This is a genomic window from Cobetia sp. 1AS1 (assembly GCF_029846435.1).
GTDB classification, from domain to species: domain Bacteria; phylum Pseudomonadota; class Gammaproteobacteria; order Pseudomonadales; family Halomonadaceae; genus Cobetia; species Cobetia amphilecti.
This window is the reverse complement of record NZ_JARWKU010000008.1, coordinates 78201-100624: the sequence shown is the minus strand read 5'-3', so window position 1 is coordinate 100624 and position 22424 is coordinate 78201. Positions and strand designations below refer to the sequence as shown.

The 22424-nt window shown below is 62.4% G+C and carries 19 protein-coding genes and 8 tRNA genes; 16 read left to right on the top strand and 11 right to left on the bottom strand.

Annotated elements, in window-relative coordinates; translation table 11 throughout:
- Positions 1–327: 327 nt before the first annotated feature.
- Together QD280_RS13375 and QD280_RS13370 are read left to right on the top strand one after the other, a co-directional pair.
- Positions 328–1470 carry a hypothetical protein gene (locus QD280_RS13375; RefSeq protein WP_279839611.1) on the top strand — a complete coding sequence of 381 codons (1143 nt, stop codon included), beginning with the start codon at positions 328–330 and terminating at the stop codon, positions 1468–1470.
- Between the two features lie 207 nt (positions 1471–1677).
- On the top strand, positions 1678–2721 hold the full coding sequence (locus QD280_RS13370; RefSeq protein ID WP_192837426.1) for a quinone-dependent dihydroorotate dehydrogenase: 1044 nt from the start codon (positions 1678–1680) through the stop codon (positions 2719–2721).
- Between the two features lie 828 nt (positions 2722–3549).
- Here QD280_RS13370 and rmf read toward each other — a convergent pair.
- Positions 3550–3759: a ribosome modulation factor gene (gene rmf, locus QD280_RS13365; RefSeq protein WP_043334308.1), complete on the bottom strand. Its 210-nt coding sequence runs from the start codon at positions 3757–3759 to the stop codon at positions 3550–3552.
- A 487-nt stretch (positions 3760–4246) separates the two neighbouring features.
- On the opposite strand from rmf, the gene rlmKL reads away from it, so the two are divergent.
- Positions 4247–6463 (top strand): bifunctional 23S rRNA (guanine(2069)-N(7))-methyltransferase RlmK/23S rRNA (guanine(2445)-N(2))-methyltransferase RlmL, encoded by a 2217-nt coding sequence (rlmKL, locus tag QD280_RS13360; RefSeq protein WP_279839609.1) that lies wholly within the window; start codon positions 4247–4249, stop codon positions 6461–6463.
- A gap of 3 nt (positions 6464–6466) precedes the next feature.
- The gene (locus tag QD280_RS13355; RefSeq protein ID WP_279839607.1) at positions 6467–6817 is read left to right on the top strand and encodes a glutaredoxin family protein; all 351 of its coding nucleotides are present in this window, start codon (positions 6467–6469) and stop codon (positions 6815–6817) included.
- Positions 6818–6910: 93 nt separating this feature from the next.
- On the opposite strand, the gene QD280_RS13350 is transcribed toward QD280_RS13355, so the two are convergent.
- Positions 6911–7189 (bottom strand): WGR domain-containing protein, encoded by a 279-nt coding sequence (locus QD280_RS13350; protein WP_043334304.1) that lies wholly within the window; start codon positions 7187–7189, stop codon positions 6911–6913.
- Positions 7190–7400: 211 nt separating this feature from the next.
- Between QD280_RS13350 and pdxB the strand changes: the two genes are divergently transcribed.
- Both pdxB and nhaC read left to right on the top strand, forming a co-directional pair.
- On the top strand, positions 7401–8579 hold the full coding sequence (pdxB, locus tag QD280_RS13345) for a 4-phosphoerythronate dehydrogenase PdxB (RefSeq protein ID WP_279839605.1): 1179 nt from the start codon (positions 7401–7403) through the stop codon (positions 8577–8579).
- A gap of 303 nt (positions 8580–8882) precedes the next feature.
- Positions 8883–10439, top strand: a complete 1557-nt coding sequence (nhaC, locus tag QD280_RS13340; protein ID WP_279839602.1) for a Na+/H+ antiporter NhaC — start codon at positions 8883–8885, stop codon at positions 10437–10439.
- Between the two features lie 98 nt (positions 10440–10537).
- On the opposite strand, the gene argE is transcribed toward nhaC, so the two are convergent.
- From argE to QD280_RS13315, 5 genes are read right to left on the bottom strand one after another with little or no spacing between them, the layout of a single operon-like run.
- Positions 10538–11692 carry an acetylornithine deacetylase gene (argE, locus tag QD280_RS13335; protein WP_279839600.1) on the bottom strand — a complete coding sequence of 385 codons (1155 nt, stop codon included), beginning with the start codon at positions 11690–11692 and terminating at the stop codon, positions 10538–10540.
- Between the two features lie 8 nt (positions 11693–11700).
- Positions 11701–12465: an ABC transporter permease subunit gene (locus QD280_RS13330; RefSeq protein ID WP_216061252.1), complete on the bottom strand. Its 765-nt coding sequence runs from the start codon at positions 12463–12465 to the stop codon at positions 11701–11703.
- Positions 12458–13183, bottom strand: a complete 726-nt coding sequence (locus QD280_RS13325; RefSeq protein ID WP_279839598.1) for an ABC transporter permease subunit — start codon at positions 13181–13183, stop codon at positions 12458–12460. The genes QD280_RS13330 and QD280_RS13325 overlap by 8 nt, the downstream gene beginning before the upstream one ends.
- A 44-nt stretch (positions 13184–13227) precedes the next feature.
- A complete protein-coding gene (locus QD280_RS13320) occupies positions 13228–14001 on the bottom strand; it encodes a transporter substrate-binding domain-containing protein (RefSeq protein WP_279839597.1) in 774 nt (257 codons plus the stop codon).
- Positions 14002–14019: 18 nt separating this feature from the next.
- The gene (locus tag QD280_RS13315) at positions 14020–14796 is read right to left on the bottom strand and encodes an amino acid ABC transporter ATP-binding protein (RefSeq protein WP_043334298.1); all 777 of its coding nucleotides are present in this window, start codon (positions 14794–14796) and stop codon (positions 14020–14022) included.
- 188 nt (positions 14797–14984) lie between these two features.
- Here QD280_RS13315 and QD280_RS13310 point away from each other — a divergent pair, with 188 nt between their 5' ends.
- Positions 14985–15878 carry an arginine deiminase family protein gene (locus tag QD280_RS13310; protein ID WP_225996293.1) on the top strand — a complete coding sequence of 298 codons (894 nt, stop codon included), beginning with the start codon at positions 14985–14987 and terminating at the stop codon, positions 15876–15878.
- Between the two features lie 10 nt (positions 15879–15888).
- Positions 15889–16512: a TetR family transcriptional regulator C-terminal domain-containing protein gene (locus QD280_RS13305; protein ID WP_043334296.1), complete on the top strand. Its 624-nt coding sequence runs from the start codon at positions 15889–15891 to the stop codon at positions 16510–16512.
- 111 nt (positions 16513–16623) lie between these two features.
- Here the strand turns inward: QD280_RS13305 and htpX are convergent, their stop codons facing one another.
- From htpX to msrB, 4 genes are all read right to left on the bottom strand, one after another.
- A complete protein-coding gene (gene htpX / locus QD280_RS13300) occupies positions 16624–17523 on the bottom strand; it encodes a protease HtpX (protein ID WP_107336103.1) in 900 nt (299 codons plus the stop codon).
- 195 nt (positions 17524–17718) lie between these two features.
- Positions 17719–18957: a pyridoxal phosphate-dependent aminotransferase gene (locus tag QD280_RS13295; RefSeq protein WP_043334294.1), complete on the bottom strand. Its 1239-nt coding sequence runs from the start codon at positions 18955–18957 to the stop codon at positions 17719–17721.
- A gap of 238 nt (positions 18958–19195) precedes the next feature.
- Positions 19196–20173 carry a ribosome biogenesis GTPase YlqF gene (gene ylqF / locus QD280_RS13290; RefSeq protein WP_043334293.1) on the bottom strand — a complete coding sequence of 326 codons (978 nt, stop codon included), beginning with the start codon at positions 20171–20173 and terminating at the stop codon, positions 19196–19198.
- A gap of 234 nt (positions 20174–20407) precedes the next feature.
- The gene (gene msrB / locus QD280_RS13285; RefSeq protein WP_279832083.1) at positions 20408–20830 is read right to left on the bottom strand and encodes a peptide-methionine (R)-S-oxide reductase MsrB; all 423 of its coding nucleotides are present in this window, start codon (positions 20828–20830) and stop codon (positions 20408–20410) included.
- A gap of 269 nt (positions 20831–21099) precedes the next feature.
- On the opposite strand from msrB, the gene QD280_RS13280 reads away from it, so the two are divergent.
- The 8 genes from QD280_RS13280 to QD280_RS13245 all read left to right on the top strand — a co-directional run bounded on the left by QD280_RS13280 (position 21100) and on the right by QD280_RS13245 (position 22076).
- A tRNA-Glu gene (locus QD280_RS13280) sits at positions 21100–21175 on the top strand.
- A 27-nt stretch (positions 21176–21202) separates the two neighbouring features.
- A tRNA-Gly gene (locus QD280_RS13275) sits at positions 21203–21277 on the top strand.
- 31 nt (positions 21278–21308) lie between these two features.
- Positions 21309–21384 (top strand) — tRNA-Glu (locus QD280_RS13270).
- A 37-nt stretch (positions 21385–21421) separates the two neighbouring features.
- Positions 21422–21496 (top strand) — tRNA-Gly (locus QD280_RS13265).
- Positions 21497–21638: 142 nt separating this feature from the next.
- A tRNA-Glu gene (locus QD280_RS13260) sits at positions 21639–21714 on the top strand.
- Between the two features lie 70 nt (positions 21715–21784).
- A tRNA-Gly gene (locus tag QD280_RS13255) sits at positions 21785–21859 on the top strand.
- A 31-nt stretch (positions 21860–21890) separates the two neighbouring features.
- Positions 21891–21966 (top strand) — tRNA-Glu (locus tag QD280_RS13250).
- Positions 21967–22001: 35 nt separating this feature from the next.
- Positions 22002–22076, top strand: a tRNA-Gly gene (locus tag QD280_RS13245).
- The last annotated feature ends 348 nt before the right edge of the window (positions 22077–22424 follow it).

The following is a 22424-nucleotide window of genomic DNA, read 5'->3' as shown; positions in this document are numbered from 1 at the left end:
TCGGAGGCAGCAAGAGGCTGACGCAAGTGGCGAGTAGCTGATGACTCGCTGATAGAAGCCCTCACCATTGGTGAGGGCTTTTTCATGTCGGGAATGAATAAAAAAGTGATAGCTGAAGCCTGCGGTAAGGTAACTGTCGTCAGCTGTCTGGTATGCTGAATGGCGACCAGTGCAGAGACTGATACAGGCCCTGATGGTTGCATCCTTTTCTGCAGACCCTGTTTTCAGTCCTTGATTTTCAGACCCTCATTTCAAGTCTCGGAGTCGCTGCGGCGCTCGCTGGAGGCTTCTGTTTTCAAAGCATCAGTACAACAAGGCAGAGACACCATGTCACATCGTGCATTACCCCTCGCCTGCGCCCTCGCGCTCGGCCTGTCCACTCTGGCATCCCAGGCCGTGCTGGCCGATGGCAGCCCCGCTCAGCAGCGTGCAGAAGAAGCGGCAGGCAAGCTGGACATCTCCAAGTTCCTCAAGCCGCGCAGTGATGCCCACAGCCAGAACTTCCTGTTCGGCGGCACCAGCGTGCACCAGTTCACTATCAAGGAAGCCGGGCGTTACGAAATCGATGGCGTCGCCAGTTTCGATGTGACCGACCCCTACACCATGAAGGCCACGCTCGAGAGTGAGCAGGGCGAGGTCGTGGCCACTGCAGAAGGTGACAGGGCCTCTGATGGCTTGAACATGAATACCGAGCTTGAGCCGGGCGTCTACAAGCTGCGTGTGCGCGCCGACAAGCTGGGGGCTGGCAAGTCGGGCGGCAACACCTATGAAATCAACGTCGCAGGCCTGAGCGAGAGTGGCGAGAAGCTGTCTGCCGAGGAAAGCGGCATCGAGACCGGCAACGGCCTGGTCTTCCTCGACACCGATGGCGATGGCCGTCGCACCGCCTTCGTCGATGCCAACGATGAAGTCGCGACCATCAAGCCGGCCACCGTTGCCGCCGCCGAACAGGCCGCCCGCGAGAAAAAGGCTGCCGAGACAGGCAATGCGGCAGCTGAAGGCGCTTCCGCCACAGGCGCCGCCGCTACGACTTCGGCAGCCGCGACTGCAGCAGCCCAGACGTCTGCCGCTGCTGCCACGACCGCTGCTGCTACTGGCAGTGCAGCCGTGACGGAAACCGAGGCCGAAGCGGAGCCGGATCGTCGTTTCGACGAGATCGTCACCGATGTGCGCATTCTCGAGAAGGGCGAGGTCATGACCTTCGATGTTGCGGACCGTGGCACCGTGACCATCGACAGCGAGACCTTCCCGGGCAGCGAAGGTACCTACAAGCTGCAGATGCGCCTGCTGGACGAGAGTGGCAACACCGTCGCCAGCGACAAGGGCGAAGGCTTCCAGGGCGACTTCCACCTCAAGACCGTGCTGGAACCGGGGCGTTACACCGTCTGGGTCAGCGGTCAGAAGTTCGGCTCCTCCATGCAGGGCGTCAACAACTACACCGTGCGCGTGCAGCAGCTCGACGTGAAGTGATCTGCAGGGCATGACTCCGACATAGTCGGGTGTGACACAAGGGCGGCCCAGCGGGTCGCCCTTTTTTGTTGCCCTGAGCATGAGCAATGCTATCGACAGCAGCGCGAGCGTTCCGGCGCGCAGTGTCTGTCCCCGCGGGCTTCGGGTATACTTCGCGCCCAGCTATGCTGTCGTCACGACCCTGCCGCCCGCTGTCTGGAGATCATCATGTACTCGTTTGCTCGCTCGCTTCTCTTCAAGCTCGACCCGGAAACAGCTCATGGTGTGACGCTGAGTGCGCTGGACATGGCACATCGCCTCGGCATGGCGCGCGGTCTGGGCGGTGAAGCGCCGCGTGATCCGGTCTCGCTGATGGGGCTCGAATTCCCCAATCGCGTTGGCCTGGCGGCAGGTCTCGACAAGAATGCCGATCACCTCGATGCGCTTGCCGCTCTGGGCTTCGGCTTCGTGGAGGTCGGCACGGTGACGCCGAAAGGTCAGGACGGCAATCCGAAGCCGCGTCTGTTCCGGTTGCCGGAGCATCAGGCGATCATCAACCGCATGGGCTTCAACAATGCCGGGGTCGAGCATCTGGTAGGCAAGGTCAAGGCCAGCCAGGCGCGTGCTGCCTTTGGTGTCGTGCTGGGGATCAACATCGGCAAGAACCTGACCACGGCGGTGGATGATGCATTGAGCGACTATCTGGTCTGCCTCGATGCCGTGCATGCGCATGCCGACTACATCACCGCCAATATCTCGTCGCCCAATACCCCGGGGCTGCGCAATCTGCAGTTCGGTGATCATCTCAGCCAGCTGCTGGCCGGGCTTCGCCAACGTTGCGATCAGCTCGATGCCGAGCGCGGCAGGAAGGTGCCGCTGGTGATCAAGATCGCGCCCGACATGGACAGCGAGGAAATCCTGTTCGTGGCGCGGGCGCTGGCGGACAACGGCATCGATGGCGTCATCGCCACCAACACCACCATCGAGCGCACGGCGGTCGCGGGTAGTCCGCATGCGCAGGAGGCGGGCGGACTTTCCGGCGCCCCGGTGCGTGAATCGTCGACGCGCGTGATTCGTGGCCTGCGTGAAGCGCTGCCGAACATGCCGATCATCGGTGTGGGCGGTATCACCGATGGCGAGAGTGCACGCGAGAAGATTGCCGCGGGGGCGGATCTGGTGCAGCTGTATTCCGGGCTGATCTATCGTGGCCCGGCATTGGTCGGCGAGTGTGCGCGCGCACTCGAGAAGGCCGATACCCTGATCAAGGTGTGATCCGGGCTGGGCTCAGCCGCAGCGTGATGCTGGCATCCTTCGTTCACGGCGCTTCAAGAGAGGGGCGAGTGGGGAAGGGCAGACACAGAAAAGCCGCCTCCTGACATCAGAAGGCGGCCTCGGTACCGGCGTGAATGATGATATGACAACGGAAGTGATGCGTGATCTGCCGTTGTCGTGTTGGCTGCCATGTCCAGCCAGCGTGCACGATGCGAAGCGCTTTTGCCGTCAGAAACGGCGGTTGGGGGTTGGCCCCTTGAGCTCATCGGGTGCGTGGATGGTTGAAGCAGGCCTGGAAAGAACCTGCTGATGCAGTCAAGGTGAACGTTTGCCCGTGTCGTGCTCCGCGCTGGACCGTCGTCCTCGCAGGCCGTCGCCTGCTGCGCCTCCTCTTCTGGAGCCATACCACGATTGAAACGATACGAGCGCCAACATCTCGGCCTTTCAGGAAGTGAAGCGAGTCGGCCCCATTGCCTACTGCGTCTCTTGCCTGTCAGTGCCGCGCGTCATCAAGATAGAAATAAGGCGTTACCTCCCTGGTGATTTGACGTGTCGCTGGGCGACTTCCGTGGGATTTTCCGGGTGATGTCGCTAAACCGACTCACCGTGAACACCTCGAGTCCTCTCTGTACGTGCCAGCCGACCCTGTAACATGTCAGGAGCCGGTGGCGTGATGCCGGAGAATCCGCTTGGGCAGCGCATCAGGCTGCGTCGGCGGGGTGAAAGGCGCCAAGCGCCGTATTGCCAGTGTCATTCCGTGACGTGCCGCTTTCCTGAAATGGGATGACCTCCTGGTCGCGGATGATGAACCTTGGCGTCATGCGGTGCTCAGCTGAGCACCATGGGGTTCTTGTGGATGCCAGAGACGCCGGTCATTCCCGACCATTGGTCCCCGCGGCCTTCACGCCAGCCGCTCATCCAGAATTCACGTAGATTGACATCGATACTGGGACAATCATCACGGGAACGGCCGGTGACACCAGCCTTGTAGCCGTGAACATAGGCACGCTGAAAGCGATCACGTTTCTGTCTCTTCATGGATGACCTCTAAGTGAGAACCCATCGGCACTGTGTGTCAGTGATGGCGAGACGTACCCGGCGAGACCTTGTCTGGCCGCGGTTGTCCTGCCATTGGACATGCCGAGTGAGAGAGTTGGCCGATGCCCTGTCGGGCACTGCCGGCCTCGTGCATCATCACCTCGCGTCGTTGGCCATTCTTGTCGGAAAAGGTCACGAGTGTGAGATGATGGAAGGTCTTGCCTGTATATGCTCGAGCGTGATGGTGAAAAAGCGACTGCCTTGCCGTGCCGGAAGTCCGATCTCCTGAGCGGCACAGGTAGGCTGCCCGAATGAGGCTCGTATCCCTTGATCCTCTATTTCGCATAGCGTGTCACCTTTCCGAATTGCAGCTACACCTATAGTTTTTAGAACACTGCCTCTGGCTTGTCGACAGCCGTATAGGAATATCGCTAGTGCCAGAAGCCAACTCACAGGAATAAGTCCGGCACCTGCCGGTGAGAGATTCATGACTGATACGACCTCTGCGACTACACCCCGCGCGCCCAGCAACTCGCTCTCTACCTGGTTTGCGACCTGCCCGCGTGGCATCGAAACGCTGCTGGCCGATGAGCTGACGGCTCTGGGTGCCGAGGTGACTGGCACGACCGTCGCTGGCGTACACTTCAACGGTAGCCAGGAAACCGCCTACCGCACCATCCTGTGGTCGCGACTGGCCAACCGCATCATTCGTCTGCTCACTCGCGTGGGTGGCGTCGACACCGGCGAGCAACTGCGCAAAGCGAGTGCGGGTGTCGATTGGGCGATGGAATTGCCGGATCGTGCGTCCATCGCCGTCGATTTCCACGGAACATGGAAAGACATTCGGCACACCTTCTTCGGTGCCCAGACCGTCAAGGACGGCATCGTCGAGGCGATGTTCGAGGAAGGCCGCAACAAGCCGACCGTCGATGGCAAGAATGCAGATCTGCGCATCTACGCGCACCTGCACAATGGCTACATCACCCTGGGCATCGACCTCGTGGGGCGCAGTCTGCACCAGCGTGGCTACCGTCCTGATCTCGCGCATGCGCCGCTGAAGGAAAACCTGGCGGCGGCCCTGCTGATGCGGGCCGACTGGCCGGCGCGTGCGGCGCGTGGCGAGAGCCTGGTCGACCCGATGTGCGGTTCCGGCACGTTGCTGATCGAAGCGGCCTTGATGGCGGCGGATATCGCGCCGCAGTCGCTGAATCAGGACTTCGCCTGCCGCCACTGGGGGCGCCATGACGAGCGCATCTGGAAGGGCCTGTGGGAAGAGATGGAGCAGCGGGCCATTGCCGGGCGCCGCAAGGTCACCGCACGTCTGTTCGGGCGCGATCACAGCCCGCAGGCGATTTCTGCCGCGCGCTCCAACGCCATGCGTGCCGGTATTCCGGCGCTGATCGAGCTGGAAGGCGCCTCCGTCGCCGAGCTGACCTGCCCCGAGGGCGCCACCACTGGCCTGGTGATGACCAACCCGCCCTACGGTGAGCGTCTGGGCGAGCTGCCGGCACTGGTGCCGCTCTACGCAAGCCTCGGTGAGCGCATGAAGCGTCACTTCGGCGGCTGGACGCTGGGCATGTTCACCGGCAATCCGGACCTCGGCCATCGTCTCGGCCTGCGTGCGCATCGTCAGTACGCCTTCCGCAACGGTCAGCTCGACTGCAAGCTGTTGATGATCGACGTGGCGGCGCGAGAGCGTGCGGTCGACGAAGACAGCGTGGCCGAAGATGCCCGCAGTCAGCCCGCGCTGAGCGAGGGCGGCCAGATGTTCGCCAATCGCCTCAAGAAGAACCAGAAGTCACTGGCGCGCTGGCTCAAGCAGAGCGGAACTACCTGCTATCGCCTCTACGATGCCGACATGCCGGAGTACGCGCTGGCCATCGATATCTATGGCCGTCACGTGCACGTGCAGGAATACACGCCGCCCAAGTCCGTGGATGCCAGTCAGGCGCAGCGCCGCCTGATGGATGCACTGGCGGCGATCCCGCAGGTGCTGGGCTGCTCGTCCAACGATATCCATATCAAGCAACGCACGCGTCAGGCGGGCAAGGCGCAGTACACGCGCCAGGACAGCTCCGGTCAGCGTATCGAGGTGCAGGAAGGCGATGCCAGGCTGTGGGTGAATCTCAAGGACTACCTGGATACCGGCCTGTTCCTGGATCACCGTCCGGTGCGCAAGCTGTTGGGCAAGGAAGCGGACGGCAAGCGGGTGCTCAATCTGTTCTGCTATACCGCGACGGCCACCGTGCATGCGGTGCTGGGCGGTGCCAGCGAGAGCGTCAGCGTCGACATGTCCAATACCTATCTGGACTGGGGGCGCGAGAACTTCAAGCTCAACGGCATCAGCGAGAAACGCCATCAGCTGGTGCGTGCCGACTGCCTGAAGTGGCTGGAGCGCTCCCGCGAGGAGTTCGACCTGATCTTCCTCGACCCGCCGACCTTCTCCAACTCCAAGAAGATGGAAGGCACCCTGGATATCCAGCGTGATCACGCGCGCCTGATCGACCTGGCGATGGCCAGTCTGGCGCCGGGCGGCACGCTGATCTTCTCCAACAACCATCGTCGCTTCGTGATGGATGACAGCGTCAGCCAGCACCATGTGGTGGAAGACCTGTCGCGCAAGCTGCTGGACCCGGACTTCAAGCGTCGTCCGGATATCCACCACGTCTTCCGCATCCGTCGCGCCAGCGATGTGAAGGGCTGAGCGATGGCCAGCGTCCCGCTGTGGCTCTACACCACGGCGGGCTGTCATCTGTGCGCTCGGCTGGAAGCCGCGCTGCAGGCGCTGGGGGCGGAAGTCACGCTCACGCGGGTCGAGATCGCCTTCGACACGCAGTTGAGCGAGCGTTACGCGACGCGCATTCCTGTACTGGCGAGCGCCTCGGGTGCGGAGTATTCGCTGGCCGATGGCGAAGAGGTGTTGCCGGAGTGGTTGCGCGCGCAGGGCGTCGAGCAGCGCCTCGAACAGGGTGTCGAAATGACGCCCCCGGCCGAGCACGACTCAGCCGCTGAGCCGCAGGGCTCCACCCTGCGCAACGGGCGTCGCTTTCTGCGCTGAGCGGCGCAGACGTGTCGCGTGACGCTGGTGAAAAAAGACCGCCGCTACCTCAGGGTAGCGGCGGTCTTTTCGTGACCGGCACCGGGCTGCGCACTAACTCTCCAGCAGCGACATCTGGCGCATGGCGTCTTCGGCTTCCGGACTGTCGGCCGTGGCCTCCAGCACCTTGGTGTAGCCGCGTGAGGCCTGGATGTGGGCGAGGTCGCTGACCCAGGTCATGGCCTGCTCGTGGCTTTCGGCGAGATCGTGCTTCAATCCGCCGAACTGGGTGCCGATCTGGCCCCATGAGCGGCTGACGATCCAGTCGCCGAACATGTCCTGATGCACATGGACCAGAACGTAATCGTGGTGGCTTTCCCAGCGGATGATCACGCGTGACTCCCGAGGCGAAACGATGGTGGCTGGACTCAATCATGAGCTTGTGACGCCCGTTGCGTGCGCCTAAGATGGCACGGCGGCGGGCAAGCAAGCATACCATTGTAATCTTCACGTGCCTTGCGGCAAGGTGTGAAGTCACTCAGGCGCTCATGCAGGCCCGTGAACCCGCAGCGACACTCATTGCCACAGCAAGGAAAGGCAACAGATGCACATCATCGTGGACGATAACGTCCCTCTGGCAGAGGAATTCTTCTCCGAACTGGGAGAGGTGACCTGCATGCCGACTCGCGAGATCACCAATGCCGTCCTCAAGGACGTCGACATGCTGATCTGTCGCTCTACCTTGCGCGTGGATCAGGCGCTGTTGGAAGGAACGCGGGTGCGCTTCGTCGGCTCGCCGATCATCGGCACCGACCATGCCGATCTCGAATGGCTCGCGGCCAACGATATCCACTTCACCAACGCGCCGGGCTGCAATGCCGACTCGGTGGTGGATTACGTGCTGTCATCGCTGTGGCATCTGGCCGAGCAGGAAGGGCTGGATCTGCAGCTGGACCGCCGCTTCGGCGTGGTCGGGGCCGGGCAAGTCGGGTCACGGCTGGTCAAGCGTCTCGAGTCGCTGGGTGCCGAGGTGCTGGTCTGTGACCCGCCGCGCGCCGCGCTTGAGGGCCAGGGCGATGAGCGCCCCGAGAAGTCCCGCTTCGTGGACCTCGATGAGCTGGTCGCCGAGTGTGATGTCATCTGCGTGCACACCCCGATGGTCACCGGTGGCGAGCATCCGACCCATCATCTGATCAATGCCGAGCGCATCCGCACCATGAAGCCCGGCAGCGTGCTGCTGAGTGCCGGCCGCGGTGGCTGTGTCGATACCGCGGCGCTCAAGCAGCGCCTCAAGGAGCAGGCTGATCTGCTGACCGTGCTGGATGTGTGGGAAAACGAGCCGGATATCGATGCCGAGCTGGCCGCACTGGTGGACATCGCCACGCCGCACATCGCCGGGCATAGCCTGGATGGCAAGATGCAGGGCACCGAGATCATCTATCAGCAGGCCTGCCGTCACTTCGGACTGCCGGCGCGCCGCAAGCTGGGTCAGCTCAAGCCGGACCCGTGGCTGCGCAAGCTGGTGCTGACGGGCTGGGCGCCGCCGGAAGAGGCGCTGGGGCTCTGCGTGCGCGCCTGCTATGACGTGCGCCGCGATGCGCTGGGCCTGCGTCGCTATCAGCGTCGGTTCGGCAATGCCGAGGGGTTCGTGCGTTATCGACGGGAATATCCGCTGCGTCGCGAGTTCTCCACGTTGCGTGTCGAGCTCAAGAAGAATGCCCGCGAACTGCGTGAGGTGCTGGAGGGCTTCGGCTTCTCCCGCGTCAAGCTGGTCAGCAAATGATCACGGCGTGATTCGCAAGCCGCCCTGGAACGCCCCTGTCAGCTCTGCTGGCGGGGGCGTTCGCGTTGTGGAGGTCGCCTGATGGACGACGACCTTGCCGCATGCCTGAAACCCTGACCGTTTCGGTCTTCGACCTTGGTCGATATAATGCGACCCAGATCGCCTGGCGACACGCGCAGGGGCTGGCCTTGACGGCATGCCCCGCCTGACGCTGCGGCGTTGCTCCCCATTCTCCGTGTCTTCTGCCATGCCCGTCACCACGCGGCGTGTCGGCGTCCTCATTTCTTGAAGATGGTGTCTTGAATGCAACAACACCCTGATAACTTTGCTGAGGACAGCGGCTATCGTCCGCCTTCTCTGCTGGATGCCCTGATTCCCATCGTGCTGGTCATCGCCATGCTGGTGCTGGCGGTGGTGCTGTTCGGTGCCGATGCCTCCTGGGGGCCCAATCAGGTCGCGCTGCTGTCCGGCGCGATGATCGCGGGCCTGATCGGTCTCAAGAACGGCTATCGCTGGAGCGATATCGAAGAGGGGATCAACAAGGGCATCCAGATCTCGCTGGGCGCGATCCTGATCCTGCTGGCGGTCGGCGCGATGATCGGTACCTGGATTCTCGGTGGCACTGTGCCAGCGATGATCTACTACGGTCTGGACGTGATCGCGCCACAGTACTTCTATGCCTCCGCCTGCCTGCTGTGCGCGCTGGTGGCGCTGTCGGTGGGCAGCTCGTGGACGGTCGCCGGTACCATCGGCATCGGCCTGATCGGCATCGCCGATGGCCTGGGGCTGTCCGAGGCCATCACCGCCGGCGCGGTGATTTCCGGGGCTTACTTCGGTGACAAGCTCTCGCCGCTGTCCGATACCACCAATCTGGCGCCGGCAGCGGCCGGCACCACGCTGTTCGCGCATATTCGTCACATGCTGTGGACGACCGTGCCCAGCATCCTGCTCGCGCTGGCAGGCTTTCTGTGGCTCGGCCACGACTCCGTCTCCAGCCTGCAGACGCCGGAACAGGTCGCCAATCTGCGTGCCCAGCTGGGCGAGCAGTTCAATATCGGCCTGCACCTGCTGATTCCGCTCCTAGTGCTGCTGGTGATGGCCGTGCGTCAGATGCCCGCCTTTCCGGCCATCTTCATCGGCGCGGCGCTGGGCGCCGTCTTCGCGGTCATCTTCCAGCCGCAGGCGGTGGTGGGGTTGGCAAGCGTCACTGACATGTCCACCGCCATGGCGCTGCTCAAGGGCGTGTGGATGTCGATGTTCGATGGCTATGTTTCCCACAGCGGTGATGAGGTGATCGACTCGCTGCTCTCCAAGGGCGGCATGAGCAGCATGCTCAACACCGTGTGGCTGATCCTGTCGGCGATGACCTTCGGCGGCGTGATCGAACGCCTCGGCCTGCTGGAGCGTCTGGTGCAGAGCCTTCTGGGCGCGACACGCAACGCCGGTTCGCTGGTCATCACCACGCTGGGCACCTGCCTGGCCTCCAACGTGGTGACCGGCGATCAGTACATCTCGGTCATCCTGCCGGGGCGCATGTATCGCGCCGAGTTCCGTCGCCGCCGCCTGGCGCCGGTCAACCTGTCACGCGCGCTGGAAGACTCCGGCACCATCACCTCGCCGCTGATCCCCTGGAACAGCTGCGGTGCCTACATGGCGGCTACCCTGGGCGTCGCGACCTTGAGCTACCTGCCCTTTGCGCTGTTCAACCTGATCAACCTGGCGCTGGCGGTGGCCTACGCCATGGTCGGCTTCAAGCTGGAGCGCCTTGAGGAGGGCGAGGGAGCTGAAGGCGTGGAGCCGACGCCGCTGGCCGAGTCACTGGTGCTGGATACGCCCCACGAGACCTCGGAGTCACGCTGACTCGATCCTGAGGGATAGACAAAAAAAGCCCGCCACGTGGATCACGTGGCGGGCTTTTTTGCGGCTCAAGGTCAGGGCGAAGCCGTTCATCTCAGCGCTCAATCCGCGCACTGGTGCTGCATGAGACGCGCGAGAAAGTCACGGTATCGCTCAAGTTCCGCCATCTCGATGTATTCGTCTGCCTTGTGGGCCTGCGCGATGGAGCCCGGCCCACACACGACGGTGGAGAAGCCGCGATCCTGGAACCAGCCCGCTTCCGAGCAGAAGCCGACGCCACAGCGTTCACTCTGTCCCGTCAGGGCGAAGGCCAGCGCCTCTGCCATGCCGTCGGGTTCCGGGGTGAGTGCCGGCACCGAGGCATAGTCCTCCAGTGTCTGGATGCGGCAGTCGGCTGAATGCTGCTGCATCTCGCGAGCCAGTTGTGCGGTGAAGTCATCGAAGCGTGCACGCACCGCGTCAGGCGGGTCACTGGGCAGATTGCGCAGCTCCCAATGCAGACGAGCGTCCTTGGCAATGATATTGGGGGCATTGCCGCCCTGCATGGCGCTGACGTGCAGGGTGGAATAGGGCGGCTCGAACAGCTCTCCCCGGGTGGCATTGGTGCGCAGCTCGTTTGCCGTGCGCTCGAGTTCCGAGATGATGCGCGCGGCGTAGAAGGTGGCCGAGACGCCAAGATCTGGCCGGCTCGAATGGGCCGGGACGCCCGTCACCTCCGTGCGCCAGGAGTGCACGCCCTTGTGCGCTGACACCACGCGGCCTTGCGTCGGCTCGCCGATGATGACGGCGGCGACCTCGGGCAGTGTCTCGCGCATGTGGTCGATCAGCGGCAGGCAGCCCATGCAGGTGCTTTCTTCGTCATAGGAGAAGGCGAGATGGATCGGCCGCTTGAGAGGCGATGCGAGAAACTGCGGCACCATCGCCAGACACAGCGCGATGAAGCCCTTCATGTCCACTGAGCCGCGACCGTACAGGCGCCCCTCCTTGAGCGTGGCCTGGTACGGGTCCTGCGACCAGGTCTGCCCCGTGACGGGCACGGTGTCGGTGTGACCGGAAAGCACCACGCCCCCGGCGACAGGCGGCCCTATCGTCGCCAGCAGTGAGGCCTTGTCGCCCTCGGCATTCGGCAGCACGGTCGCCTGGATGTCGTGCTCGGCCAGCAGATCACGCACGAAGTGGATCAACGCCAGATTGGAGCGGTCCGATGTGGTATCGAAGGCGATGAGGCGAGTGAGGATATCGAGGGTGCGTTGCATGTCAGGCCTCATGAAGCGTGGCGTTTCTCGAGTGTGCGAAAGCCGAGGGTGATCAGTCCCGCGATGACGAGATAGATCAAGGCCATCAGCAGCAGCGGCTCGTAGACGATATAGGTTTCCTGGCGGATACGCCCGAAGACGGCATAGGTATCGATGGCGGAAATGGTCGCGACCAGTGGCGTCGCCTTGAGCTGGATGATCAGCTCGCCATTCAGCGTGGGCAATACCCGTTGTACGGCTCTGGGCAGCCAGATGCGCCGAAGAATGCTGAAGGGAGACATGCCCAGCGAGCGAGCCGCTTCAAGTTCGCCGCGCGGTACGCCGGCAAAGGCGCCGCGCATGATCTCGCCTTCATAACCCGCGAACGACAGGGTCAATGCACAGAAGGCGTAGATCCACGGATCTGCCAGCACCGGCCACAACCAGCTGCCACGCAAGCCGGGGATATACGGAAACAGAGACCCCAGTCCGTAGTAGAGAATCCACAGCTGCAGCAGCAAGGGGGTACCGCGAATCAGATTGCAGAACCCTCGCGCCAGCCACGCCAGCGGACGCGGCCCACGTGCCTGTGCCAGCCCCAGCGGGATGGCCAGCAGGAACCCCGCCACACTGGTGGAGACCAGCAGCAAGAGCGTCAGCAGTATGCCTTTGCCGATCTCACCGCGGTACTGGGCGACCCAGTCCCAGTGCATCTGGGTGCCGATCGCCACCAGGATGGCGACGACAATCGCGATCAGGATGAGGCGATGGGGCGGAAGTCTGGGCTCAGCCATGGTGGGCCCCCTTGTCCATGCGACGCTCCAGTGTCTTGAACAGCAGGTTGGAGGCAAGCGATACGATCAGGTAGAGCACCCCCGCGGCGCCGAGGAACAGCAGGTAATGACGGGTGGAACCGGCCGCCTGTCGCGAGGCCAGTGTCAGTTCCGTGAAGCCCACAACCGCCAGCAGTGCGGTGTCCTTGGTCGCGATCAGCCATAGATTGGAGAGGCCTGGCAGGGCGCCTGGCAGCAACAATGGCAGCGTGATGCGGCGCAGGATGGTGAAGGGCGCCATGCCATGCGCCAGTGCGGCCTCATGCATTCCCTTGGGGATGGCATTGATGGCACCGCGGATGACCTCGGTGGCATAGGCGCCCTGCACCAGAGCGATGACGGCCACCCCGGCGACGAAGGGGCTGATCTCGAGGGGGCCGAGGCCGACGGCGCTGGCCAGATGGTTCAGGGCATCGGGCGCTGCGAAATACACCAGCAGGATCAGTACCAGCTCGGGAACCGCGCGTATCACCGTCGTATAGCCGGTGAGCAGATCGCGGGTGACGGGGCCACCCGAGATCTTGCCCGCAGCGCTCGCCATGCCGATCACCAGGCCAATCAGATAGCCGCTCGCCGCCACCTGCAGCGATAGCACCAGACCATCCAGCAGAGCGCCTCCCCAGCCCGGCGGCGTCAGCGACAGCAGCTCGCCGATGCTCATGTTGCGATAGTCAGCCATGCAATTTCCTCATGCGGTATGGCGAAGTCGAGACGAGGGCGGCTTCAATCTCCGTAGATGTCGAAGTCGAAGTACTGCTTGCTGATCTCGTCATAACGCCCGCTGGCACGAATCTCGGCGATACCGGCATTCAGGCGCTCCAGCAGCTCGTTGTCGCCCTTGCGCACGCCGAATCCAACGCCGGACCCCAGGATGCTCTCGTCGTGCGCGACATTGCCCTTCATGTCACAGCACAGTTCGCCATCGTCGCTCGCCAGATAGTCATCCAGCACGAGGATGTCGGCCAGGGTGGCATCGATGCGTCCGGCGAACAGGTCCTGATTGGCCTCATCCTGGGTCTGGTATTCACGCACTAGAGTGTCGGGGAAGTGGCGCTTGGCATAGGTCTGATGAATGGAGGCCGACTGCACACCCAGTGTCTTGCCGGCCAGTCCTTCTGGCGTCGGCGCGATCTCGTCGCCCTTGGCACCCATGACGGCAGCGCTGGTCTGGTAGTACTTGTCCGAGAAGTCGATGACCTTGCGGCGCTGCTCGGTGATGGAGAGTGAAGCGGCGATCGCATCGATCTTGCGCGTGGTCAGCGCCGGAATCAGGCCATCCCAGGAGGAGGTGACAATCTCGCACTCAAGCTCTGCCGCGGCGCAGACGGCATTGGCGATATCGACTTCCCAGCCGGTCACGCTGCCATCGGACTCCAGGGTGGCGAACGGCGGGTAGGGCTCGCTGGCGAAGCCGACACGTACGACGTCGGCCTGGGCTACGGTGCTCAGGGTCAGGGCGATGGCGCCGAGAGATGCGATAGCGGACAGGGTTTTCATTGTTGGTCTTCTCCTGGTTCAGGTAATCGAGCCGATGAACTGCTTGAGGCGCTCGGAAGAGGGGGAGCGGAATATCTGGTCGGGGGTGCCCTGGGCCTCGATGTTGCCCTGGTCGAGGAAGATGACCTTGTTCGCGACGTCAGCGGCGAACTTCATCTCATGGGTGACGATGACCATGGTGCGTCCTTCGGCAGCCAGGTCGCGCATCACCTCGAGCACCTCGCCGACAAGTTCGGGGTCCAGTGCCGAGGTCGGTTCATCGAAGAGCAGCACCTCCGGCGACATGGCCAGGGCTCTGGCGATGGCGCCACGTTGCTGTTGGCCGCCGGAAAGCGTCCTCGGGTTGGCCTGGCGGTGGGAGTACAGCCCGACGCGCTCCAGCAGCTGGTGAGCATGCTCCCGAGCTTCTGCGCGGGACTGACCGAGCACCTGCATCGGCGCTTCCATGAGGTTCGCTTCGAGGCTCATGTGAGGCCAGAGATTGAAGTTCTGGAAGACCATCGCCAGGCGAGCTCGCAGCAGACGCAGCTGTCGGCGATTGACGGGCTCGAGTCGCTGGCCACGCCGCCGCAGCGCCACGTCCTCGCCCAGCAGACGCAAGGACCCGTCGCTGGGTGTCTCGAGCAGGTTGATGCAGCGCAGCAGGGTGGACTTGCCCGAGCCGCTGCTGCCGATCAATGAGATCACGTCACCACGCTGGGCAGTGAGGTCGATGCCCTTGAGGACTTCGCGTCCAGCAAAGGATTTCCAGAGTCCGCGAATGTCGATGACGGCATCGTCATTCGTATCGGTCATCGGGGTGACAGGAGAGTGAGGCACGCGCGAGTCCTCTGATTGATCTTGTTGTTATGCACTCGGCTACTGACTATGCAGTTGCATAAAGTCATGTGCCTGTATAAAACTATGCATCTGTATAAAAATTATGCATCTGTATAACATTCGAGTCAATTGCGACTGACAGACCATCAAATGAGGTTTCCTCCATGTCGAATACCCCCGTCTCCTCCCGGTTCGGTTGCCACTCAATGGCCGCTCCAATGACGCGTGTCCTGATGCGTCGTCCTGGCGACAGCCTGCGCAATGCCGATCCGGCGGTCTGGCATTACAACCACTACTTCAATGCCGAGAAAGCCATCAGTCAGTACCAGGCCCTGGTCGAGATGGTGGAGGAGAGCGGTGCCGAGATCGTCTGGATGGAGGACACCAATGACGGGCTGTCAGATGCCATGTTCACCCGCGATGCCTCGGTGGTGACGCGTGCCGGCGCCGTGCTGTTCCAGATGGGCAAGCCGCTGCGCAAGGACGAACCGAACCGGCATGGTCAGGTCTATGAGCAGGCCGGTATTCCGGTCATCGGTCGGCTGGAAGGTGAGGCGGCCATCGAGGGGGGCGACACCCTGTGGCTGGATGAGAACACCCTTGTCGTCGGCATGGGCTTCCGCTCCAATCGGGAGGGCGTGCGTCAGCTCAACGCGCTGCTCAATCCGCATGGTATCGAGGTGCTGGGCTTCGACCTGCCCGTCTGGGAGGGCGAGGCGGCCTGCCTGCATCTGATGTCGGTGATCTCGCCGCTGGCGGATGACACCTATCTGGTACATCCCAAGTTGATCCCTGCTGCACTCTGGACCTTGATGAAAGCGCGCGGTATCCGCTTCGTGATTGCCCCGGAAGAGGAGTTCCACCAGTCGCTGGGCCTGAGCCTCAATGTCATGCCGTTGGCGCCGAACGATTGCGTGATGATCGATGGCTTCCCCGGCACGCGTGCCGTGATGGAAGCCGCCGGCGTGCGTGTGCGCACTTTTGAAGGTGACGCCCTGTGCATGGCGTGCGAAGGTGGCCCCACCTGCCTGACCAATCCGATTCTGCGCGAGGGGTAATTCACGTTCCATGGCCAGTCGTCGAGACAACAATGCCCGAGAGGATGACCTGATCGAAGCGACCCTGACCTGCATTGCCAGCGAGGGAATCTCGCGCACGACAGTGCGGCGTGTCGCCGAATATGCTGGTGTCTCGAATGGGTTGATCCGCTTCTATTTCGAAGGCAAGGACAACATGCTCTACGCGGCCTATCGCCGCTTTCTGGAGCGCCTGCTGTCCGATGCCTCCGACACGATAGAAGGGCGAGAGCTGGCACCTCATGCAAGGTTGAAGGCCTTTCTTGAGGCCAATCTGTCACCGCCGATCGTGACGCCGCAGACATTGTTGCTGTGGGCCAACTTTCTGCCGCTCACCTATGGCGACCCTCGCATGGCCGAGATTCGCCGTGAGGCCTATCGCGAAACGACCGAGCTGTTCCGTCATCTGGTGGAGGACGTTCTGGTGGCGGAAGGGCGTCAGGAAGATGAGACCCGGCTGCAGCATCTGACCATCGCGCTCAACGGGCTGGTCGATGGCCTGTGGATCGAGGGCGCCCTGCGGGGTGACTCGCTGAACGTGGGCGAGATGCAACAGATCGGCCTCGACGCTGCCGTGAATCTGCTGGGGCTGTCGGGGTGGGAAGCGTTGGCGTGAGGGGCGGCATGTCGAGTGGCGCCCACTGACAGAAAAGCCCGCCACGTGGATCACGTGGCGGGCTTCTTGCTGTCTGCAGGGGCCAATCAGGCCGTGCAGGATTGGCGGAGCTTACTTGTAGGCAGCGGCCTTGAGCGCGGCGATACGGTCATCCAGCGGCGGGTGGCTGGCGAACAGTTGCTCCATCAGCTTGCGGCTCTTGCCGGTGGTGATGGCGAAGGCGGTCATGGTGTCGGGCATCTGGTCCGGCAGCTCATGTTCCTGCTTGAGGCGAGCCAGGGCATTGATCATCGAGCCGCTGCCCGCCAGGCCTGCGCCTGCGGCATCGGCACGGTATTCGCGCCAGCGCGAGAACCAGGCGACGATCATCGAGGCCACCAGGCCCAGCACCATTTCCAGCACGAACACGACCGCCATGTAGCCGAAGAAGCCCAGGCCGCCGTTCTCGTCATCGCGCTTGAGGAAGGCGTCGATGGCGTGTGCGGCGATACGCGCGAAGAACATCACGAAGGTGTTCACCACGCCTTGGATCAGCGTCAGCGTCACCATGTCGCCGTTGGCGACGTGGCCGATCTCGTGCGCCAGCACGGCGCGCACTTCCTCGGGGCGCATGCGATTGAGCAGGCCGGCCGAGACGGCGACCAGCGCATCATTGCGGTTCCAGCCGGTAGCGAAGGCATTGGATTGCTGCGCCGGGAAGATGCCGACTTCCGGCATCTTGATGCCAGCGTCGCGCGCCAGTTCACCGACGGTGTCCAGCAGCCAGCGCTCGGTGTCGTTCTGCGGCTGTTCGATGATCACGGTGCCGGTCGAGGACTTGGCCATCGTCTTGGACAGGAACAGCGAGATCACGGAACCGGCCATGCCGATGATGAAGCAGAAGATCAGCAGCGCCGTGTAGTTGATGCCGTTGGCTTCCATGTAGCCATCGAAGCCCAGCAGGCGCAGCGTGACACTGGCCAGCAGCACCACCGCCAGGTTGGTGATCAGGAAAAGGGCTATCCGCATCATGGGGTCAGGTCTCCAATGCCAATATATCGGTAGGGCGCAATTATCTGCCCGCGATACTGACAGTGAGATGAATCACTGGCGGCAGCGCGGGTAGAATTTGCGTCGACAGTCTGCAAGGACGGTCTGCAAGGACAGCAAGGTATCACCACTGGAGGCGACCTGCGTAGCCCCTTGATCGCAGGGGCTGGGCCGACGTCAGGCCTTGCGACGTCGCGCCAGGAAGCGGCCGAGGCGTTCGATGGCTTCTTCCAGCTGGTCGGCGTAGGGCAGGGTGACGATGCGCAGGTGGTCCGGATTCGGCCAGTTGAAGGCGGTGCCCTGCACCAGCAGCATCTTCTCTTCCAGCAACAGCTCCAGCACCATCTGCTGGTCGTCCTCGAAGGGATACATCTCGGGGTCGAGCCGCGGGAACATGTAGAGCGCGCCCTTGGGCTTCACGCAGCTGACGCCGGGTATCTCGTTGAGCTTCTTCCAGGCCGCGTCACGCTGGGCCAGCAGGCGTCCGCCCGGCAGTACCAGATCATTGATCGACTGGTAGCCGCCGAGCGCCGTCTGGATGGCGTGCTGCGCCGGCACATTGGCGCACAGGCGCATGCTGGCCAGCATGTCGAGGCCGGAGATGAAGTCGGCCGCCGGGCGCTTGTCGCCGGAGAGAATCATCCAGCCGGAGCGGAAGCCCGCGCAGCGGTAGCTCTTGGACAGGCCGTTCATGGTCACGACCAGCAGATCATCGGCCAGCGCGCCGGTGGAGACGTGCTCGGTGCCGTCGTAGAGGATCTTGTCGTAGATCTCGTCCGAGAACACCACCAGACCGAATTCGCGCGCGACCTGCAGGATGTCCTTCACCACCGCGGGCGGATAGACCGCGCCGGTCGGGTTGTTCGGGTTGATCAGCACGATGCCCTTGGTGTGGCTGGTCACCTTGGCGCGGATGTCCTCGATGGAGGGCGCCCAGTCCTGCGCTTCGTCACACAGATAGTGCACGGCGCGACCACCGGCCAGGTTGGCGGCAGCAGTCCATAGCGGGTAATCCGGCGCCGGTACCAGCAGCTCGTCGCCATCATCGAGCAATGCCTGCATGGCCAGCACGATCAATTCCGAGACGCCGTTGCCGACGTAGATGTCCTCGATCCCGACACCCTGGATATCCTTGCGCTGGCACTCCTGCATGATCGCCTTGCGCGCAGAGTAAAGCCCCTTGGAATCACAATAGCCCTGCGCTGTCGGCAGGTTGCGCATCACGTCCTGCAGAATCTCTTCCGGTGCCTCGAAGCCGAAGGGCGCCGGGTTGCCGATATTGAGCTTGAGAATGCGATGGCCCTCGTCCTCGAGACGCTTGGCGTGTTCGAGAACCGGCCCGCGAATGTCATAGCAGACGTTGTCCAGCTTGTGTGACTTGCGAATTTCGCGGGGCTTTCTTTGCTCGGTATCCATGATGCTTTCCGTAGATCTCCGTCACGTAAGGTGTAGGGGCGAGCGTCCAGCATATCGCGCCGCTGGCCTGCCGCGCCACGGCCAAGGGCCAATAGCGTGGTTAAATTTGTGGTTTGAGATGTTCAGGCAGAAAAAAATCCCGCCAGAGGTTTTCTGGCGGGATTTTCAACTGGCATTCAAGCGTCTCCCGCAGGCGGGGGCCAGGCGAGAGTCGCGTTAGCGCCTTGTTCTGGTAGCGTTATTCGCTCTCTTGCTCACGCGTTTCGGCTCCATCTTCCGTCTCGCCACTGGCTTCCGGGACCGGCTCGGCAGGAATGTCGGCGGGTGTTTCCAGTGTCAGGCGCCCAAGCTTGCCGTCGCGCAGTTCATGCAGCAGTACCTCGGCACCGCGGTGCAGGTCGATGATGCCACCGGCACGCAGGCCGCCGCGCTTGCTGGCGATCTCTTCCAGAATCGCGACCCCATTGAAGCCGGACAGCGCCATCAGATCGACCTTGCGGGGGCCATCACTCTCGACTCGCTCGGCGTCAGGGTTGGCGCTGTAGGCCGGCAGTGACTTCAGCTTGTAGCGTGCGGTCAGCTCCGTGGGATAGCGCTTGGCCAGCTCCGCCGCGACGATCACCGCCACATCGGTGTAATCGATGGCGGTGTCACGGATCGCGCCACTGCCGGCCAGACGATAGGCGCTGGCCTGGTCCTCGATCTTCGGCCACATCACCCCAGGGGTATCGATCAGAGCGATGCCACCGTCGATGCGAATCTTCTGCTGGCGCTTGGTGACGGCGGGCTCGTTGCCGGTCTTGGCGATCTTGCGACCCGCCAGGCCATTGATCAGCGTCGACTTGCCGACGTTGGGGATGCCCATCACCATCACGCGCGCATCACGATCGACGCGGATATGGCCGGCCATCTCGCGGCACAGGCGCGGAATCTGCTTGAGGTCACGCGCCTCAAGCGTGGTGATCGCCAGTGCACGGGTGTTGGGCAGGGCATCGAAATACTCGACCCATTCGCGCGTGCGTGCCGGGTCCGCCAGATCGGCGCGAGACAGCAGCTTGAGTACCGGCTTGTGGCGGGTCAGTTCGGACAGCACCGGATTGGTGCTGGAGTAGGGGAGGCGGGCATCGAGGACTTCGATGACCACGTCGATCTCGGGCAGCGCGTCCTTTATCTGACGGCGTGCCTTGTGCATATGTCCCGGATACCAGCCCAGCATGTCGCTTCTCTCCTGCCGTCAGGGGTATGACGGTTGTTCTGTCACCTCTGTCCTGCCTCCTTACTTCCCGCATGCCAGGAAAGGCGCTCATCCATCAGGGATGGCGCTACATGGCATGCGGGAGAGGAGGGGACGCGTATGGCGACGCATTCTATCAGAGGCGGCCTGGCCATGGAGGCGCGCTATCCGGTCTTCACTGCCTCAGCGCTCTATCGACTCGCGATGCCCCGGGCGTCAGGCACGTATCGGCTTGAAGCGCAGCGCGACGGAGTTGATGCAGTAGCGCTGACCGGTGTCAGTCGGGCCATCTGGAAAGACGTGCCCCAGATGGGATTCGCAGCGACGACAGCGCACTTCCACGCGACGCATGCCATGGCTGGTATCGAAGTGCTCCTCGACGGCGGCATCGGCATAGGGGCGGTCGAAGCTCGGCCAGCCACAGCCGGAATCGAACTTGGTGTCGTTGTCGAACAGCTTGGCGTCACAGGCGATGCAGTGATAGGTACCCGGCGTCGGGCTGACTTCGTGATCGCCGCTGAAGGGGCGCTCGGTCCCTGCCTCGCGCGTCACCCGGTATTGCTCCGGCGTCAGGCGCTTGCGCCACTCCTCTTCACTGCGAATCAACTTGTCCTGAGTCTGCGGGTCTTGTTCGCTCATGATCTCTTCTCTCTATCTATGCGTTTCTCGAATGCGTGCTCGCGCGAACCTGCAAGCAAGTTCTCCTGCGCGGCAATTCGAAAAGAGTGGCTGCCGGTCTTCACGCGAAACCCGGCACATACCCCAAGAATGCGGGCGTCAGGGCGTGACCACAAGCATGTGGTGGATGCACTTGGCCAACGCCGGAAAAATCCTGTTGAAGCAGGGGGTTGACGAAGGGGGAGGGTCTTTGTAATATACGCGCCACCTCGACGAGGCAAGAACGTTACGTCCCATTCGTCTAGTGGTCCAGGACACCGCCCTTTCACGGCGGTAACAGGGGTTCGAACCCCCTATGGGACGCCACTTTCCTTGCAGCGTAGAGACCGGAGTGCGGGAATAGCTCAGTGGTAGAGCACAACCTTGCCAAGGTTGGGGTCGCGAGTTCGAATCTCGTTTCCCGCTCCATTTAGATCAGGCATGTCTTGTTCTAACGTGTGTCCCATTCGTCTAGTGGTCCAGGACACCGCCCTTTCACGGCGGTAACAGGGGTTCGAACCCCCTATGGGACGCCATCTTCGGTCTTGTGTGGTCGCATGATCTGCTTGTGTTGCGGGAATAGCTCAGTGGTAGAGCACAACCTTGCCAAGGTTGGGGTCGCGAGTTCGAATCTCGTTTCCCGCTCCATTAGGAACAAGTGGTGTGACAAGGTCGCGAGCTGAACGTCAGCCCGGTCGAATCTCATCTCTCGCTCCAGAGGAAAAGGCAATGCGATAAGGTCGCGAGCTGGTTCGCCAGTCCGATCGAATCTCGTTTCCTGCTCCAGAACGTCCCATTCGTCTAGTGGTCCAGGACACCGCCCTTTCACGGCGGTAACAGGGGTTCGAACCCCCTATGGGACGCCATGCAGAGCATGATGGTGTGGCAAGCCAGCAGTAAGACAGATGTCGTGAGCACAGGTTCATGACACCCGGTGCGGGAATAGCTCAGTGGTAGAGCACAACCTTGCCAAGGTTGGGGTCGCGAGTTCGAATCTCGTTTCCCGCTCCATTTAGATTAAGCATGGCTTTTTCTAACGTGTGTCCCATTCGTCTAGTGGTCCAGGACACCGCCCTTTCACGGCGGTAACAGGGGTTCGAACCCCCTATGGGACGCCATTCTGTTTTACGCCGCAGTTTTTGTGTTTCGACAGGCGGGAATAGCTCAGTGGTAGAGCACAACCTTGCCAAGGTTGGGGTCGCGAGTTCGAATCTCGTTTCCCGCTCCAGTCGAAAAGCGCAATGATAGGTCGCGATCTGGAACGCCAGTCCGATCGAATCTCGTTTCCCGCTCCAGTCGAATGTGACGTTGCAAGCTGAAGCATGACATAGCAGTACGCCATCGCCTGACAGACACGATCATCGTGTTACGTCACTGGCGATTTTTTTGTGCCTGAAATTCCTCTCCGCCCTGTTCTGCGCCGCTCTCTGGTGCTGTCCCCGCGTGATTTTCTCCCTCTGCTTGTTTCCCGTGGCGCACTAATGCCTTTCTGCCGTGTGTCTGATGTGGCAGCGCCGAATGCGTTACCATGCGCATCCAATATCTTGCGTCTGATTTTCATGTTCGCGGACGGCGA